The organism is Shewanella seohaensis, from assembly GCF_023283775.1.
Classification (GTDB): domain Bacteria; phylum Pseudomonadota; class Gammaproteobacteria; order Enterobacterales; family Shewanellaceae; genus Shewanella; species Shewanella seohaensis.
In genome coordinates this window covers 186,465-202,752 of record NZ_JAKILE010000008.1, presented here as the reverse complement: position 1 = coordinate 202,752, position 16,288 = coordinate 186,465, and the positions used below count along the sequence as shown (strand labels likewise).

General features: G+C 48.1%; 12 protein-coding genes. 7 read left to right on the top strand and 5 right to left on the bottom strand.

Translation table 11 applies throughout. The annotated features are described in order from the left end of the window. Positions 1–63 precede the first annotated feature (63 nt). The gene (locus L2713_RS11465) at positions 64–2,247 is read left to right on the top strand and encodes a putative bifunctional diguanylate cyclase/phosphodiesterase (protein ID WP_248967987.1); all 2,184 of its coding nucleotides are present in this window, start codon (positions 64–66) and stop codon (positions 2,245–2,247) included. Positions 2,248–2,327: 80 nt separating this feature from the next. Here L2713_RS11465 and L2713_RS11460 read toward each other — a convergent pair whose 3' ends face one another. Together L2713_RS11460 and L2713_RS11455 are read right to left on the bottom strand one after the other, a co-directional pair. After that, on the bottom strand, positions 2,328–2,822 hold the full coding sequence (locus L2713_RS11460; protein WP_248967986.1) for a YchJ family protein: 495 nt from the start codon (positions 2,820–2,822) through the stop codon (positions 2,328–2,330). Positions 2,823–2,849: 27 nt separating this feature from the next. Beyond that, positions 2,850–3,428: a DUF4440 domain-containing protein gene (locus L2713_RS11455; RefSeq protein WP_248967985.1), complete on the bottom strand. Its 579-nt coding sequence runs from the start codon at positions 3,426–3,428 to the stop codon at positions 2,850–2,852. A 132-nt stretch (positions 3,429–3,560) separates the two neighbouring features. Here L2713_RS11455 and smrA point away from each other — a divergent pair, with 132 nt between their 5' ends. Further along, on the top strand, positions 3,561–4,151 hold the full coding sequence (gene smrA / locus L2713_RS11450) for a DNA endonuclease SmrA (RefSeq protein ID WP_089067744.1): 591 nt from the start codon (positions 3,561–3,563) through the stop codon (positions 4,149–4,151). Between the two features lie 169 nt (positions 4,152–4,320). Here the strand turns inward: smrA and L2713_RS11445 are convergent, their stop codons facing one another. Then, complete coding sequence (locus tag L2713_RS11445; RefSeq protein WP_248967984.1) at positions 4,321–6,183, bottom strand: M2 family metallopeptidase; 1,863 nt, start codon at positions 6,181–6,183, stop codon at positions 4,321–4,323. Positions 6,184–6,401: 218 nt separating this feature from the next. Here L2713_RS11445 and psrA point away from each other — a divergent pair, with 218 nt between their 5' ends. Next, a complete protein-coding gene (gene psrA, locus L2713_RS11440) occupies positions 6,402–7,040 on the top strand; it encodes a TetR family transcriptional repressor PsrA (RefSeq protein WP_248967983.1) in 639 nt (212 codons plus the stop codon). A gap of 15 nt (positions 7,041–7,055) precedes the next feature. Beyond that, the gene (locus tag L2713_RS11435; protein WP_248967982.1) at positions 7,056–9,335 is read left to right on the top strand and encodes an acyl-CoA dehydrogenase; all 2,280 of its coding nucleotides are present in this window, start codon (positions 7,056–7,058) and stop codon (positions 9,333–9,335) included. Between the two features lie 128 nt (positions 9,336–9,463). Here the strand turns inward: L2713_RS11435 and pyk are convergent, their stop codons facing one another. Next, positions 9,464–10,903 (bottom strand): pyruvate kinase, encoded by a 1,440-nt coding sequence (gene pyk, locus L2713_RS11430; protein ID WP_088212341.1) that lies wholly within the window; start codon positions 10,901–10,903, stop codon positions 9,464–9,466. Positions 10,904–11,088: 185 nt separating this feature from the next. Next, complete coding sequence (locus tag L2713_RS11425) at positions 11,089–11,943, bottom strand: MurR/RpiR family transcriptional regulator (RefSeq protein ID WP_011622810.1); 855 nt, start codon at positions 11,941–11,943, stop codon at positions 11,089–11,091. 312 nt (positions 11,944–12,255) lie between these two features. On the opposite strand from L2713_RS11425, the gene zwf reads away from it, so the two are divergent. From zwf to edd, 3 genes are read left to right on the top strand one after another with little or no spacing between them, the layout of a single operon-like run. After that, positions 12,256–13,728 (top strand): glucose-6-phosphate dehydrogenase, encoded by a 1,473-nt coding sequence (gene zwf / locus L2713_RS11420; RefSeq protein ID WP_011717106.1) that lies wholly within the window; start codon positions 12,256–12,258, stop codon positions 13,726–13,728. A gap of 9 nt (positions 13,729–13,737) precedes the next feature. After that, positions 13,738–14,436, top strand: coding sequence for a 6-phosphogluconolactonase (gene pgl, locus L2713_RS11415; protein ID WP_011622808.1), 699 nt, complete (start codon positions 13,738–13,740; stop codon positions 14,434–14,436). A gap of 12 nt (positions 14,437–14,448) precedes the next feature. Further along, a complete protein-coding gene (gene edd, locus L2713_RS11410; RefSeq protein WP_248967981.1) occupies positions 14,449–16,275 on the top strand; it encodes a phosphogluconate dehydratase in 1,827 nt (608 codons plus the stop codon). Positions 16,276–16,288: the final 13 nt, after the last annotated feature.

Genomic DNA, 16,288 nt, shown 5'->3' with positions numbered 1-16,288 from the left:
TTCTTTAGTGTGTTAGTCGCAGCAGTACCGTTTTACCCAACACGAAGTTTTGTAGGGATCAGAGTGAAGCGACGTCAGCATCAGCATTTATTAGAGTCTTTAGTGCATTCCACGGCTAAACAGCAGGGTGATTTTACTAAGACCGCAGAGTTAGCCACTGAGCTACTTTGCCAAAATTTAGCCGTTTCTCTGGTGTCGGTATGGATTTTTTCCGCCGATCAATCGAGCCAATCCCTGGTAGCGCAATTTGGCGCTATGGCCCTACAAGACACTTACCGTCCTTCACAGTTGCAGACGCTGCCATGCTATTTAGATGAACTCAAAAATCATCGCCATATCGATGCGAGTAATACGCTTATCGATCCGCGCTTGACTGAGTTAGTCGATAACTATTTTATCCCTCGGAAAATTTTATCTAGTCTCGAGATTGGCATTCGCATTAATGGTCATCTTGAAGGCGTGCTTTGCCTTGAGCGAGCGCAACTGACTCACCATTGGCACGACAGCGAAATTCACCTTGCCTGCCAAATGGCCGATCAACTGGCCCTCACGCTGGCCACCAAACATACCTATGACAAAGAAGAGCGCTTAAGCCTGTTTCGCTGTGCCACCGAGCAGTCTCGTCAAATGAGCATGTTGATTAACCTGCACACCGAAAAAGTGGAATACGTTAACCAAGCCCACGAAGAGATCACCGGCTTAGCGCGTGAAAAAAGCATAGGCACCAATTTACGAGAGTTAAGTTTCTTTAAGCAGCACAGTGAATTAGCCGAGCAGACCTTGGCCAAGATTTTCAGAGGCGAGCAGGCCAAAGGCGAAGTGCAATTTAATCGAGCCGATGGCAGTCGCTACTGGCTCAAGTATGTGGTCAGCCAATTTATCACCGATCGCGGCAATCATTACGCTTTAGTTTCCGGCGAAGAAAGCACAGATGAGCACAACTATAAGGCGGAGCTTGAGCGTTTAGCCTGGCGTTGTAGCCTCACTGGGCTGAATAATCGTAGTCACTTCAATCGCGTATTGGAGCGCACCACCAATGGATTGTTGCTGTTGGTCGATTTAGTCGCCTTTAAACGTTTCAACGATACCTATGGCCACGAAAATGGCGATAGCTTGCTGATTGAAATTGGCCGGCGCTTAAAACATTTTTCGGAAATTAATAAGGCAACCGAAATTGCCCGCGTCGGTAGCGACGAGTTTGCCGTGTTGCTCACCGATGATAACGCGGTTTACGATCTGGATTATTTCAGTACTCGCCTATACCAGCATTTAGCCATGCCGATTTTAATCGGTCGTGAGCAAATCGAACCCAAACCTGCATTGGCGGTTGTCGATATCGCCTCGGTGGCCAATCTGTTCGCGCCGCTGACCTGCGCCGATATCGCAGTGCAATACGCGAAGAAGAAAAAGGGCACTGCTATTCAAGTGTTTAACAGCACCTTGCTCAGCGCCTTTAAGGAAGATGCACAAATCGAGCGTGATTTGCATAGCGCGATTCGTGGCCGTCAATTCGAACTTTATTATCAGCCCTTACGGGATCTGGAGCAGAAAACCTATATCGGTGCTGAAGCTTTGATCCGTTGGCATCACCCGAAAAAAGGTGTGCTGTATCCCGGCGCCTTTATCGATATTGCCGAGCAATCTGGGATGATCAACGCCATTGGCAGCTGGGTGCTTGAGGCCGCGTGCCGACAATTGAATATATGGCAGCACCATAATGCCGATTTAAGCATGCATGTTAACGTGTCGGCGCGGCAGTTTTTTAGCGGAAACCTGTATGAGCAAGTCTGGCAACTGCTGACGCGCTATCGTTTAAAGCCTAAAACCCTGATCCTTGAGATCACCGAGACGGAATTGATGGGCGACATTCGCCATGCCACGCTCTTATGTCAGGAATTGGCAGAGCTGGGTGTAGGGCTGGCCATCGATGACTTTGGTACGGGTTACAGCTCGATGCGCTATCTTAAACAATTCCCGATCAGTAAGTTAAAAATCGACCGCTCCTTTATCTCCGATCTCACCATTAGCCGCGAAAGCCAAGAAATCGTCTCGGCCATTATTGCGATGGCAAGCGCGCTTAATATTTCCTTGACCGCCGAAGGGGTTGAAACCGCCGAGCAGGAAGCGTTTTTGGCGAAGAGTTTTTGCCATCAGGCGCAGGGGTATTTATACAGTCCTGCGTTGCGAGAGCCCGAATTTGCGCAATTCTTATTGGCGGCAAAAGAACCTAATCTTGTGACGCATTAACCAGTTAGATTAGTCGTATTGGTGATATAAAAACAAAAGGCAATCAATCGATTGCCTTTTGTTTTATCTCTGGGGACTGGTTAACCCTTCATGCAGCACTGCTTAAACTTCTTACCACTGTGGCAGACGCAGGGATCATTGCGCCCCGGTAATTTGGCATGCATTTGATGGCCTTTAGTGTAAAACCAACGACCTTGCTCGAAGATAAACTCTGAGCGCTCGTAAATGGCATCAATCTCGCCACTCATTTTATACCAGGCCTTAAAGGTAACAGTGCCGAACTTGCTGCCATCGGGCTGGGTAGTGTCATTGGCGGATAATACATCGAGCCCTAACCATTCGGGATGTGGACCTTGTTGGAGCTGCTCAAGGGTTAAGCCATCGAGGTAATCTGCATGGTGTGTTTTGATGATGTAATCAAAATTTTTCAATACAAAAGCGCAGTAGCGAGAGCGCATTAATTGCTCAGGACTCGTCGCCAGTTGTGCTCCTGAATCGAGCCCTAGATGCAGTATTTGACAGCAATCTTGATAGATTTTTTGGCTGCCGCAAGGGCAGATTTTTTCGTGTATCATAAAAGTAATGCTTTAAAATATAGTAGATTACTGCTTTTTCTTTTGGCTGTCCGGTAACGGTGGGAACTGGCGGCCATAGTAAAGATTGGGTACAGGTTTGGCATTCAAATAGAAACTGGGTTCGGCACGGTTATTCATATCCAGTGTGACGTTCCAGCGCTGCTGAGAGTCTTTTTGGGTGCCAATCACAAATTTGCCAGCAAATTCACTCACAGGTTCGCCAGTTTCTTCTGCGGGGTAAAAACGCACTAAATAATAGCCAGTGTCGAACGCGCTGTTGCCGGATAGCTTACGGTTGAGTACCCGGAAATCGATATCGATACGGGCCTTTTTATTGCGGATTTTATCGAAAAAACGTTGGTAAATAGCAACGATACTGTCGCGGCCATAATAGATTTCTTTACTTTGGCTTTCAGAGAGGTAGCTTGCATCTTTTGCATAAATGTCTGCGGTGACTTCGGGGGCAAGCTCAGTAAATGCTTTAGTGAACAGCGGATAATTCGCATTGATCAGCTGATCGGTTGTCATGGTTGTTTTGGCTTTTGCGGGAGTAGCAAAACTTGGAAGCGACAATAGGCATATCAGGGCTAGCAGCAAAAATCTCATTACATTATTCTAATCAAGCATTCATGGCGCCACTATAATGGAGGTGCCCGCTGAACTAAAGGGTTGAATGTTTACAAAGTGTGTTTCTGTTCTAAAAGTGCACACTGAGCGTTAAGAGTGGAGGAGCTTGCCATGCTAGATGATGAATCAGCACTGTTTTTTGAGGAAATGGCGGGGGTTGTGCCACTAAAGGGTGATGTGAAAGCGGTGAATTTGCAGCCTAAGGCACTAACGGAGGAGCAACTTCAGCGCCGTGATGCGTTGCAACGCGAGGCTTATTTGGCCTGCATGCCCTTGGATTTGAGTTTGATCCCGATAATAGCGCCCGATGATATCGCCAGTTTTAAGCGCGAAGGGGTACAAGGTGCAGTGTTTAAGCGCTTAAGGCTGGGGCAGTACAGCATTAAGATGGAATTAGATGTACATGCCTACCGTTTAAGTCAGGCCCGTGATGCGTTGCTCAATTATCTGTTAGCGGCACAGGCCCATGGGGAACGCTGCGTCATGCTTATCCATGGTAAGGGTCATAACAGTAAACCCGTGGCTGGCCTGCTGAAATCTGCCGTCTGCCATTGGTTGTCTCAACTTGATATGGTGCTGGCCTATCATTCGGCGAAAACCGAGCAGGGCGGCACGGGCGCCTTGTATGTGATGCTCACTAAATCCGAACAGCTTAAGATCGAGAACAAAGAGGCAAATCGTAAGGGAATGGGTTGGCGTTAATAGGTTTCTGAACGCATTGATTTTATCTGATTGATACTCGCGTTCGTTATTAATGCCGAAGCTTAAAAAGAAAATGCCCAACATCGTTGGGCATTTTTATCGGTTATATTTTCACACCAAGAGCCTAGGTGTTACTGACGTTAGAGTCTTCATTCCGTCTTGGTTTTAATTACCAACCACATTGACGATTCGCCGCTGTGTTTTGCTCATCGAGCCAGGTTTTAAGCGGCGCAAAATAATCGAGTACGGCTTTGGCATCCATTCCCTCAGTACCTGTCACTTCTTTTAAAGCAACTGGCCAAGGTTGGCTTGCACCCAGCTCTAACATTTTATTGAGTTTTTCCCCTGCGGCTTGATTGCCATAAATACTGCATCTGTGTACAGGTCCTTTATCGCCGGCGGTATCACACAGTGCCTTATGGAACTGGAATTGCAAAATATGCGCGAGGAAGTAGCGCGTATAAGGCACGTTACCGGGCACATGGTACTTGGCACCTGGATCAAAATCGGCTTCGCTGCGGTCCGTTGGCGCCTTAACGCCTTGGTATTTTTCTCTTAATTCCCACCAGGCTTGGTTATATTGCGCTGGGGTGATTTCACCGCTAAAGACTTTCCAGCGCCACTGGTCAATCATCAAACCAAAGGGTAGGAAGGCGATTTTATCCAGAGCTTGTTTCAGCAGTAAGCCAATATCCTTGGAAGCATCGGGCACGTCTTCGAGCAGGCCAATCTGTTTTAGATAGCTTGGGGTAATTGATAGCGCGATCGTGTCACCAATGGCCTCATGGAAACCATCATTGGCACTGTTTTTAAACAGGAAAGGCTGCTGCTTATAGGCACGTTGATAGAAGTTGTGTCCAAGTTCGTGGTGAATAACGGTGAAGTCTTCAGCGGTTTTCTGGATACACATCTTGATGCGAATATCGTCGAGGTTATCCAAATCCCACGCCGAGGCATGACAAACGACATCACGATCCTTGGGTTGCAAGAATAAAGAGCGACTCCAGAAACTGTCTGGCAGCGGCGCAAAGCCTAACGAGGTGAAAAAGCTTTCGGCCTGTTTAACCATTTTGTGCTCATCATAGCCTTTCTGCTCGAGCAATTCCGTCACATCATAGCCAGGATCGGCATCGTCAGGGGCGACGAGATCGTACACATTACCCCATTGCTGTGCCCACATATTTCCCAGTAAGTGTGCGGGAATAGGGCCGGTTTTTGGCGCGATGGTGTCACCGTATTCGTTATTCAGCTCGCCGCGAACATAACAATGCAGGGATTCGTAGAGAGGCTTAACTTGTCCCCATAAACGATCTAATTCCTGTGAAAATTCATCGGGTTTCATATCGTATTGGCTGCGCCATAACTCAGAGAGGTTCGCGTAACCTAGATCTTTTGCACCTTCGTTGGCGAGTTCAACTTCACGTTGAAATAGTGGGCGCATCGGTTTTGCAATTTCACGCCAGCCTTTCCATGCCTCAAGCAGTTTGGCTGGGTCACGCGATTCCGCCATCAAGCTTGACAGCTCTGGCTGGGTCATACACTTGCCATCGGCGAAACAGTATTTGCCTTTACCATACAGTCCATTGAGCTCGGAGCTGATTTGCGCCAACTCAGCATTTTTGGCGGGATCAAGCGGCGCAGGTAACACGAGTGCGCTGCGCAGAATATTCAGTTTGCGCGCATTGGCTGGATCGAGTTCCACATTGGCGTACTTGGCAGCTTCGGTGGCGAATTTGACCGACGCGGCACTGACTTTTTCACCGACTGCGGCCGAGAGTGCAGCGGTATCTTCGGTGATGAAGTTACTGTAAATCCATTCGGCGCGATTCGCTTCGATAGAGAGCTGCGCCATCTGGGCTTCAGCATCTTGAATAAAGGCGATGGCCTGAGCTTTATCGGGCGCGGCCTGAGTTGCTACTGGTGCCGCTGCAGTGCTTTCGGCCTTGCTTTGGGCATCATTACAGGCGGTTAAGCCTAAGGTTAGCGCTATGGTGAGCGCAAGAGTGGTGGGACGATTCAATAGAATAGCCATGTATTGCAGTCCTTTGTTGTTTTTGTGTTAAGCATTCTACCTAAGCACAGTGTTTTTTGCACAGGACTTGATGACTTTTCATGGTTTTTTGCAACGGATGTGAGTGGCCTGTTAATCCCTGTCAGCATGGCGCAGCTTATTTGGCCATTTTTCGTTTGACAACTCCCATACCAATGTTTAATTTAAACGAGTGTTTTAAATTAATTCAAGGTCACGGAATGGCAAGTCGATCCGATACAAAAACTAGAATACTTGATGCCGCAGAGAAGCTATTTGCCGAAAGGGGGTTTTCTGAGACGTCATTGCGACTTATCACGAGCAAGGCGGAGGTTAACTTAGCCTCGGTGAACTATCACTTTGGCTCTAAAAAAGAGTTAATCCGCGCCGTGTTAGCCCGCTATTTAGACGTGTTTATGCCCGCCGCATCGACGGCCATAAAATGTTTGCATACTGCGCCAACACAAGCTTCGTTAGAGGAGATTTTCTCTGCGTTAGTCGATCCATTATTGGATTTGAACGAGCTGCGCACCGAAGGCACGACAATTTTCCTACAATTGCTGGGTCGCGGTTACATTGAAAGCCAAGGGCACCTGCGTTGGTTTATCACCACCCATTATGGGCAGCATTTAGACACCTTTGTTAAAGCTGTTTCGGCCAGTGCTCCGCATATTCCTCCTGCTGAAATGTTTTGGCGCTTACACTTTACCCTAGGCACGATTGTTTTCACCATGGCGTCAGCCGATGCGCTCAATGATATTGCCGCGGCCGAATTTGGTGAGCATAACGACATCGAAGCCGTGATCCGTAAAGTGATCCCCTATATGGCTGCGGGCGTATCAGTCCCCGTGGCTTCTTAATAAAAGGTCTTGATTATGTTGACGATTATAATTATTGCCCTGATTGCGATTATTGCGCTGTTTGCAGTAAAAAGCCTTCGGATGCAATTTATCACCCAGCCTGTGTTTCACTTCTTTAAAAAAGTATTACCGCCATTATCCGATACCGAGCGCGAAGCGATGGAAGCGGGTGATGTGTGGTGGGAAGGCGAGCTATTCCGCGGTAATCCGAATTGGAATACCCTGCACAGCTACGGTAAACCAACCCTGACGGCTGAAGAGAAAGACTTTATCGATAATCAGGTTATGACCGCCCTGAAGATGATCGATGATTTCGACATTGTGCATAATCGTAAGGATTTGCCACCAGAGCTGTGGGACTACTTTAAAAAAGAAGGCTTCTTTGCACTGATCATCCCGAAAAAGTTTGGTGGTCGTGCGTTTTCTGCCTATGCCAACTCGACGATTGTGAGTAAATTAGCCAGCCGCAGTGTGAGTGCCGCGGTCACTGTGATGGTGCCAAACTCATTAGGCCCAGGTGAGCTTTTGACTCATTATGGTACCAAAGAGCAAAAGGAGCGCTGGTTACCTGCATTAGCCAAGGGTGATGAGATCCCATGTTTTGCATTAACTGGTCCTGAAGCAGGTAGTGATGCGGGCGCTATCCCCGATGTGGGTATTGTTTGCCGTGGTGAGTTTAACGGCGAAGAAGTTTTAGGCCTTAAATTAACCTGGGACAAGCGTTATATCACCCTCGCACCAGTGGCAACCGTATTAGGTTTAGCCTTCCAGATGCGCGACCCTGATGGTTTGCTTGGCGATAAAAAGAATTTAGGTATTACCTGCGCCTTGATCCCAACCGATCATCCTGGTGTGGTGATTGGCCGTCGTCATAATCCGCTTAACATGGCGTTTATGAACGGGACCACTAAGGGCGAGGAAGTCTTTATTCCGCTGGATTGGATCATCGGTGGTCCTGAGTTTGCGGGCAGAGGCTGGCGCATGCTGGTTGAATGTTTATCGGCGGGTCGCGGTATTTCTCTGCCTGCATTGGCTACCGCTTCTGGCCATATGGCGACCAAAACCACCACAGCTTACAGCTATGTGCGTCACCAATTTGGTATGGCGATTGGCAACTTTGAGGGTGTGCAGGAAGCGCTGGCGCGCATTATTGCTAATACCTATCAATTGGAAGCGGCGCGCCGTTTAACCACTACGGGCATCGATCTTAAAGTTAAACCTTCAGTGGTGACGGCAATTGCTAAATTCCACATGACTGAACTTGGCCGTGCGGTGATGAACGATGCGATGGATATTCAGTCGGGTAAGGGTATCCAATTAGGACCTAAAAACTACTTAGGCCACCCTTATATGTCGAATCCGATTTCGATTACCGTTGAAGGGGCGAACATTTTGACGCGTTCCTTGATGATCTTTGGTCAAGGTGCGACCCGTTGCCATCCATATGTGTTGGCCGAAATGGAAGCTGCGGCGATGGAAAATGAGCACGATGCGCTCGAGCGTTTCGACTCGCTGTTAATGGGTCATATGGGTTACGCCACTCGTAATGCGTTTAGCGCCTTATTCAACGCCTTGACTGCCAGCCGTTTCGGCAGTGCGCCAGTGAGCGGCGAAACCAAGCAATATTATAAAGACATGTCGCGCATTTCATCGGCATTAGCCTTGATGACAGATATTTCGATGCTGATCATGGGCGGCGATTTGAAGCGTAAGGAAATGTTGTCGGCACGCATGGGGGATGTGTTAAGCCAGCTGTACTTAGGCTCGGCTACCCTAAAACTGTTTGAAGATAATGGCCGTCAACAGGACGATTTACCTGCGGTGCGTTATGTGATGGCAAATCGCTTGCACTTAGCGGCTAAAGCGCTTGAAGAAGTGATCCGTAACTTCCCGAACCGCCCATTTGCATGGTTGCTACGCGCGCTGATTTTCCCCATCGGCAACCATTTCAATGCGCCTAGCGATAAAATGGCGACTGAATTGGTCTCTGGCATGTTAAAACCAAGTCCTGCCCGTGAACGCATTACTTTCCTATGCCCTGAGTTTGAAGGCGATGTCGGTGGTATTGCTGAGGTTGAACAGGCCTTCGTGGCGCAATATGCCTGTAAAGAGATTTACAAGAAGCTCAAGAAAGCACAACGCGCCGGTGAGTTACCTGCCAAAGTGCCTAACTTAGTGTTATTTGCTAAAGCGCTGGAGCAGGGCACTGTGACTCAAGATGAGCATCAAAAGCTGTTACATGCCGATAAGCTGCGCTTAGCGGCCATCAATGTGAATGATTTTGAAGCCCTTTAATCGGGTCTGCTAGCACGATTGAAATGACAAGATATAAAAAAACCACCTCAATTGAGGTGGTTTTTGTTTTTAAGCTTAATGACAGTTAGCCTTACTTTGTACGTCTAGCTAACGCCAATCAGCAAAAATTATGCAACGATCAACACTTTACAAGTGTTAGTGCCGCCGATAGTTTCCATCGCATCGCCCTTGGTCATTAATACCAAGTCGCCACTCTGTAGATAACCCGCAGTTGTTAATGATTCCAACGCTTTTTGCGCTAACTCATCGGCAGGATAAATGGTTGAGTCGAAGTAAATCGGTAACACACCCCGGTACAGTGCCATCTTCGCCAGCGTTGTCTCATGGCGTGATAAACCAAGGATTGGTAAAGATGAACTGATACGTGACATCAGTTTAGGTGTTGCGCCGGACTCAGTTAAGGCAATAATCGCTTTAACGCCTTCTAAGTGGTTAGCGGCATACATAGTCGATAGTGCAATCGTTTCTTCAACTGAAGTGAAACGTGCATCTAATCTGTGCTTAGACACTTTCACGCTTGGGTGAGATTCGGCACCGATACACACATTCGCCATCGCCTTAACGGTTTCTTCTGGGAAGTCACCAGCAGCGGTTTCGGCAGACAGCATCACTGCGTCGGTACCATCGAGCACGGCGTTGGCCACGTCCATGACTTCAGCGCGCGTTGGCATTGGGCTCGAAATCATTGACTCCATCATTTGAGTCGCAGTGATCACGATTTTATTCAGTTGACGAGAGCGCGCGATAAGCTTTTTCTGCACTGCAACCAGTGCTGCGTCACCAATCTCAACCCCTAAGTCGCCACGGGCAACCATGACTACGTCAGAGGCTAAAATCACATCATCCATCGCTTCTTCGCTAGCAACGGCTTCAGCACGTTCTACTTTTGCGACGATCAGTGCATTGCTGCCAGCTTGTTGCGCTAAAGAACGGGCGTATTCTAGATCGGCGCCGCTACGTGGGAAAGACACGGCTAAGTAATCCACTTGGATCATGGCCGCAGTCAGAATGTCTGCCTTGTCTTTTTCAGTCAGAGCAGCTGCCGATAGGCCACCACCTTGTTTGTTGATCCCTTTATTGTTTGATAGAGGGCCAGCAACGGTAACAGTCGTGTGCACTTTACGACCTTCAACGCGCTCAACACGCAGTTGAACACGGCCGTCGTCGAGCATCAGGATATCGCCAACATTCACATCGTCTGGCAATTGCTTATAGTCGATACCGACTTGATTCTCGTCGCCTTCGCCTTTACCTAACTCGGCATCCAGAATGTAGGCTTGACCTAAGTTCAGTTGAACTTTCTTGTTGTCTTTAAAGGTAGATACACGGATCTTAGGACCTTGTAAGTCACCTAAAATAGCAACATGGACACCTAATTCTTTTGCAATTTCGCGAGCTTGAGTCGCGCGTTTGAGATGATCTTCGGGGGAGCCGTGGGAGAAGTTAAGACGAACAACGTTTGCACCTGCCGCGATAATACGGCGTAAGTTATCGTCACGGTCAGTGGCGGGGCCCAGAGTGGTGACGATTTTGGTTCTGCGGAACATAAGATACTCCGTTAAAGTTAAAAAAATCTTGGGGCTATATTACCATGCAATTCCAAATTATGTAGTAAAGTTACAATCAAATTGATCTAAAGTTATGTTTCAAATTTGTGAGGTATCGCTGAAATTTGCTTTAAAAAAGGCTAGACGGACGATTTGCACTAGCCTTTTTTAAGATAGGAAGTGAATTACAGTATCGGATCTTTATTGATACGAGACTCTTTCAACACTTCTTTCACACGTTTTAAATTGTCACGGAAACGCGGGCCGCGGCGTAGGGTAAAGCCAGTCGCCAATACATCTATAGTCACCAATTGCGCTAAACGCGAGGCCATTGGTAAATACATATCGGTATCTTCAGGCACTTCCATCGTCACGGGCAGTGTACATTCCATAGATAACGGTGAGTTACGAGCCGTAATACCAATTACAGCCGCGCCGTTTTCTCTCGCTAAACGCGCTATTTCAATCAATGATTTAGTGCGACCGGTATGGGAAATCAGCACCACTACGTCGCCTTCATTGCTGTTAATACAGCTCATGCGCTGCATCAGAACATCGTCAAAACAGATGACAGGCACATTAAAACGGAAAAATTTATTCTGGGCATCATGGGCAACGGAGGCCGAAGCGCCTAAGCCAAAGAAGGAAATAGTTTTGGCTTGAGTCAGAATATCCACGGCTTTATTGATGGCAGTGACGTCTAAGCTTTGACGTGCTGTATCTAAGGAAGCCATTGATGATTCGAAAATTTTTGTGGTGTAAGACTCTGGAGAGTCATCTTCTTCCACATGGCGGCTCACATAAGGCGTACCGTTTGCGAGACTTTGCGCCAGATGTAACTTAAAATCAGGAAAGCCTTTAGTATCTAAGCGGCGACAGAAACGGTTCACAGTAGGTTCACTCACATCTGCCATCTTAGCCAGAGTGGCAATACTGGAGTGAATAGCTGTTTGCGGAGAGGCTAAGATCACCTCTGCAACCTTGCGTTCTGACTTACTAAAATGGGTGAGGCTTTTTTGAACCTTTTCTAGGGTATTCATACGCGTACGTCCGCTAAATTGAGAATGTAATTTTATTTATTTTTGTTTAGTGCTGCTGATCTGTTTCAGGATCTCACTAATCGACACTGCTTAAGTAAGTTTTAAGTACATTTTTGAAATAAGAATTTACTATCATCAGTAATTTAAGCACAAAAAGCATATCAGATTTATGCCCTAGGTGCCTAGTTAGCAAGAATGTTAATATTGATAAAAATAGATGCATTTAACAAATTCTGTTGTTATATTACAACAAAAGTGTGGATTTCTTCATTGGCATGAAGGGACACGACATAGAAAGGAGAGCGTAACGCAATGGGCAAAACAACATCAGGCGCCAAAGCTTGTGACTTCGTACTCTTTGGTACTAAAGGCGACTTGGCACGACGCAAGTTGTTACCTTCTTTATACCAGCTAGATAAAGCTGAACTTCTGGATAAAAACACCAAAGTCATTGGGGTTGCCAAAGATGAGTTCAGTCAGGATGAATTTAGAGAACTCGTCATCCTTGCGTTAAAAACCTTCGTAAAAGAAGCCCTCTGCGAAGAGACTGTCCAACGCTTCTTGTCCCGCTGCCATTATGTTGGCACTAATTTCACTGAATCTGCAGGCTACAGCGCCTTCCATGAATTGCTCAAACCAGAAGAGCGCGTCATGGTGAGTTATTTTGCCACCCCTCCTGCGATTTTTGGCGATATCTGCCGCTGTTTACACGAACAAAACCTTATCCATAGCGATTCTCGCGTGGTACTCGAAAAGCCCATTGGCTCTGACCTTGCATCTTCCCGCGTGATTAACGATCAAGTTTCTGCCTACTTCAAAGAAAACCAAGTTTATCGTATCGACCATTACTTAGGTAAAGAGACAGTCCAAAACCTGATTGCGCTGCGTTTCGCTAACTCGTTATTCGCGTCTAAGTGGGACAACCGGACCATTGACCATGTCCAGATCACCGTTGCTGAAGAAGTGGGTATCGAAGGCCGTTGGGGTTACTTCGACAAAGCCGGTCAGATGCGCGATATGATCCAAAACCACTTACTGCAAGTGTTGACACTGGTTGCCATGGATCCACCGGTTAACTTAGATGCCGACAGTATTCGCGATGAAAAAGTGAAGGTACTGAAGTCGCTGCGCCCAATCAATGCCGACAATGTGTATGAAAACACTGTCCGTGGTCAGTATAGTGCAGGCTTCCTAAAAGGCAGTCCAGTGCCAGGCTATTTAGAGGAAGAGGGCGCTAACCTTCAGTCCCACACCGAAACCTTTGTGGCGCTGCGTGTCGATATCGACAACTGGCGTTGGGCGGGCGTGCCATTTTATCTGCGTAGCGGTAAACGCATGCCGTTCAAGAGCTCTGAAATTGTGGTGTATTTTAAAAACCCACCCCACAATTTGTATCGCTCAAGCTACCGTAACTTGCCACCTAACAAGTTAACCATCCGTCTGCAACCACATGAAGGGGTTGAGATTCAGATGATGAACAAGGTGCCGGGGCTAGAGCAGAAGCAACGTTTACAAACCACTAAACTCGACTTGAGTTTCTCGGATACCTTTAAAAACGAGCGTATCGCAGATGCTTACGAGCGTCTGTTGCTCGAAGCCATGCTCGGTAACCAAGCACTGTTCGTTCGCCGTGACGAAGTGGAGCAGGCTTGGACTTGGGTGGATGGCATCATCCAATCATGGGAACAAAGTAACGAGAAGCCGAAACCTTATCCTGCGGGCACTTGGGGACCTGTAGCGTCGGTCGCGCTGATCACCAAAGACGGCCGTTCGTGGGATGAATAGGGGACTTCGATGATTAAAGAAACCGTATTTAAATCCTTTGATACACCCGCCGCGCTCGAGCAACAGTTGGCGAATAAGATCGCCAGCCAGTTGCAAGAGGCCGTGGATGCCCGTGGTAAGGCAAGCTTAGTCGTCTCCGGCGGCTCAACACCGCTGAAACTGTTTGAGCTCCTCAGCATGAAATCCATCGATTGGAGTGATGTTTATGTCACGCTCGCCGATGAGCGCTGGGTAGATGTGGAAGACAGTGCATCGAATGAGCGTTTAGTGCGTGAACATTTACTGCAAAACCGTGCGGCCAATGCCAAGTTCCGTGGATTGAAGAATATGTTTTCCACCGCCGAAGCGGGCGCCGATATGACCGCCGAGTCGCTGTCTAATTTCCCGCGTCCCTTCGATGTGGTGGTGCTCGGTATGGGCAACGATGGTCACACTTGCTCATGGTTCCCCTGCAGCGCCGAGTTAAATGATGCCTTGAGCACTCAAGCCCTGTGTGTGGCAACCAATCCCACCACGGCGCCCCATGGCCGGATCACATTATCTAAGAATGCGATCCTCAATAGCAGACAGATTTATCTGCATTTGGTCGGGGAACAGAAATTATCCGTATATCGTCAAGCCTTAGAAAATGATGATGTTAATGCTATGCCCATCAGAGCCGTGTTAGCGCAGCGTAAAACGCCCGTTGACGTGTTCTGGAGCGCTTAAGGAGTCACTCTCATGCACTCAGTCGTTCAATCTGTAACCGACAGAATTATTGCCCGTAGCAAAGCATCTCGTGAAGCGTATTTAGCCGCGTTAAATGATGCTCGTAACCATGGCGTACACCGTAGCTCGTTAAGCTGCGGTAACTTAGCCCACGGTTTTGCTGCTTGTAATCCAGATGACAAAAATTCATTGCGTCAACTGACCAAAGCCAACATCGGGATTATTACCGCATTCAACGACATGTTGTCTGCACACCAACCCTATGAAACCTATCCTGAACTGCTGAAAAATGCCTGTCAGGAAGTGGGCAGTGTTGCACAGGTCGCCGGTGGTGTACCTGCGATGTGTGACGGTGTGACTCAAGGTCAACCCGGGATGGAACTGAGCTTACTGAGTCGTGAAGTGATTGCCATGGCGACGGCGGTGGGCTTATCCCACAACATGTTTGATGGTGCCTTATTACTGGGTATCTGCGACAAAATCGTGCCGGGTTTATTGATTGGCGCCTTAAGTTTTGGCCATTTACCTATGCTGTTTGTGCCTGCAGGGCCAATGAAGTCGGGGATCCCTAACAAGGAAAAAGCCCGTATTCGCCAGCAATTTGCCCAAGGCAAAGTCGATAGAGCGCAGCTGCTTGAAGCCGAAGCGCAGTCTTACCACAGCGCAGGCACTTGTACCTTCTATGGTACGGCTAACTCGAATCAGCTGATGCTTGAAGTGATGGGGCTACAATTACCGGGTTCCTCCTTTGTGAATCCTGACGACCCACTGCGTGAAGCGCTGAATAAAATGGCGGCCAAGCAAGTGTGCCGCTTAACTGAACTGGGTACTCAATACAGCCCAATCGGTGAAGTGGTTAACGAGAAATCCGTGGTGAATGGCATAGTGGCGTTACTTGCTACGGGTGGTTCAACTAACTTGACCATGCACATTGTGGCGGCGGCGCGTGCGGCTGGCATTATCGTGAACTGGGATGATTTTTCTGAATTATCTGACGCGGTTCCATTATTGGCACGTGTTTATCCAAACGGTCATGCGGACATTAACCACTTCCACGCCGCAGGCGGTATGGCTTTCCTTATCAAGGAATTACTCGATGCGGGCCTACTGCACGAGGATGTCAACACAGTTGCAGGTTTTGGTCTACGTCGTTACACCCAAGAGCCCAAATTACTCGATGGCGAGCTGCGCTGGGTAGATGGTCCAACCGTCAGCCTAGATACCGAAGTATTAACGTCTGTCGCTACGCCTTTCCAAAACAACGGTGGCTTAAAACTGCTTAAGGGCAACTTGGGCCGTGCTGTGATTAAAGTGTCAGCCGTGCAAGAAAAGCACCGTGTGGTGGAAGCGCCTGCCGTGGTGATTGACGATCAAAATAAACTCGATGCGCTGTTTAAATCCGGTGCATTAGACCGAGATTGTGTGGTGGTCGTAAAAGGCCAAGGACCGAAAGCGAACGGTATGCCAGAGCTGCACAAGTTAACGCCGCTGTTAGGCTCTCTGCAGGACAAAGGCTTTAAAGTGGCACTTATGACCGACGGTCGTATGTCGGGCGCATCGGGCAAAGTACCAGCAGCGATTCACTTAACGCCAGAGGCTATCGATGGCGGGCTCATTGCCAAAGTGCAAGATGGCGATCTTATTCGTGTCGACGCGCTGACCGGTGAGCTGAGTTTATTGGTCTCGGATGCCGAACTTGCCGCGAGAACCGCCGCAGAAATCGATTTACGCCACTCACGCTATGGAATGGGCCGAGAGTTGTTTGGGGCACTGCGTTCAAACTTAAGCAGTCCAGAAACCGGTGCGCGCAGTACCAGCGCCATTGACGAACTTTATTAATACAAAGGAAGAA

Coding starts and splice junctions, on each gene's coding strand:
- edd (WP_248967981.1), top strand. CDS start 14,449: ATGCACTCAGTCGTTCAATCTGTAACCGACAGAATTATTGCCCGTAGC.
- pyk (WP_088212341.1), bottom strand. CDS start 10,903: ATGTTCCGCAGAACCAAAATCGTCACCACTCTGGGCCCCGCCACTGAC.
- pgl (WP_011622808.1), top strand. CDS start 13,738: ATGATTAAAGAAACCGTATTTAAATCCTTTGATACACCCGCCGCGCTC.
- L2713_RS11435 (WP_248967982.1), top strand. CDS start 7,056: ATGTTGACGATTATAATTATTGCCCTGATTGCGATTATTGCGCTGTTT.
- L2713_RS11460 (WP_248967986.1), bottom strand. CDS start 2,822: ATGATACACGAAAAAATCTGCCCTTGCGGCAGCCAAAAAATCTATCAA.
- smrA (WP_089067744.1), top strand. CDS start 3,561: ATGCTAGATGATGAATCAGCACTGTTTTTTGAGGAAATGGCGGGGGTT.
- L2713_RS11425 (WP_011622810.1), bottom strand. CDS start 11,943: ATGAATACCCTAGAAAAGGTTCAAAAAAGCCTCACCCATTTTAGTAAG.
- L2713_RS11445 (WP_248967984.1), bottom strand. CDS start 6,183: ATGGCTATTCTATTGAATCGTCCCACCACTCTTGCGCTCACCATAGCG.
- psrA (WP_248967983.1), top strand. CDS start 6,402: ATGGCAAGTCGATCCGATACAAAAACTAGAATACTTGATGCCGCAGAG.
- zwf (WP_011717106.1), top strand. CDS start 12,256: ATGGGCAAAACAACATCAGGCGCCAAAGCTTGTGACTTCGTACTCTTT.
- L2713_RS11455 (WP_248967985.1), bottom strand. CDS start 3,428: ATGAGATTTTTGCTGCTAGCCCTGATATGCCTATTGTCGCTTCCAAGT.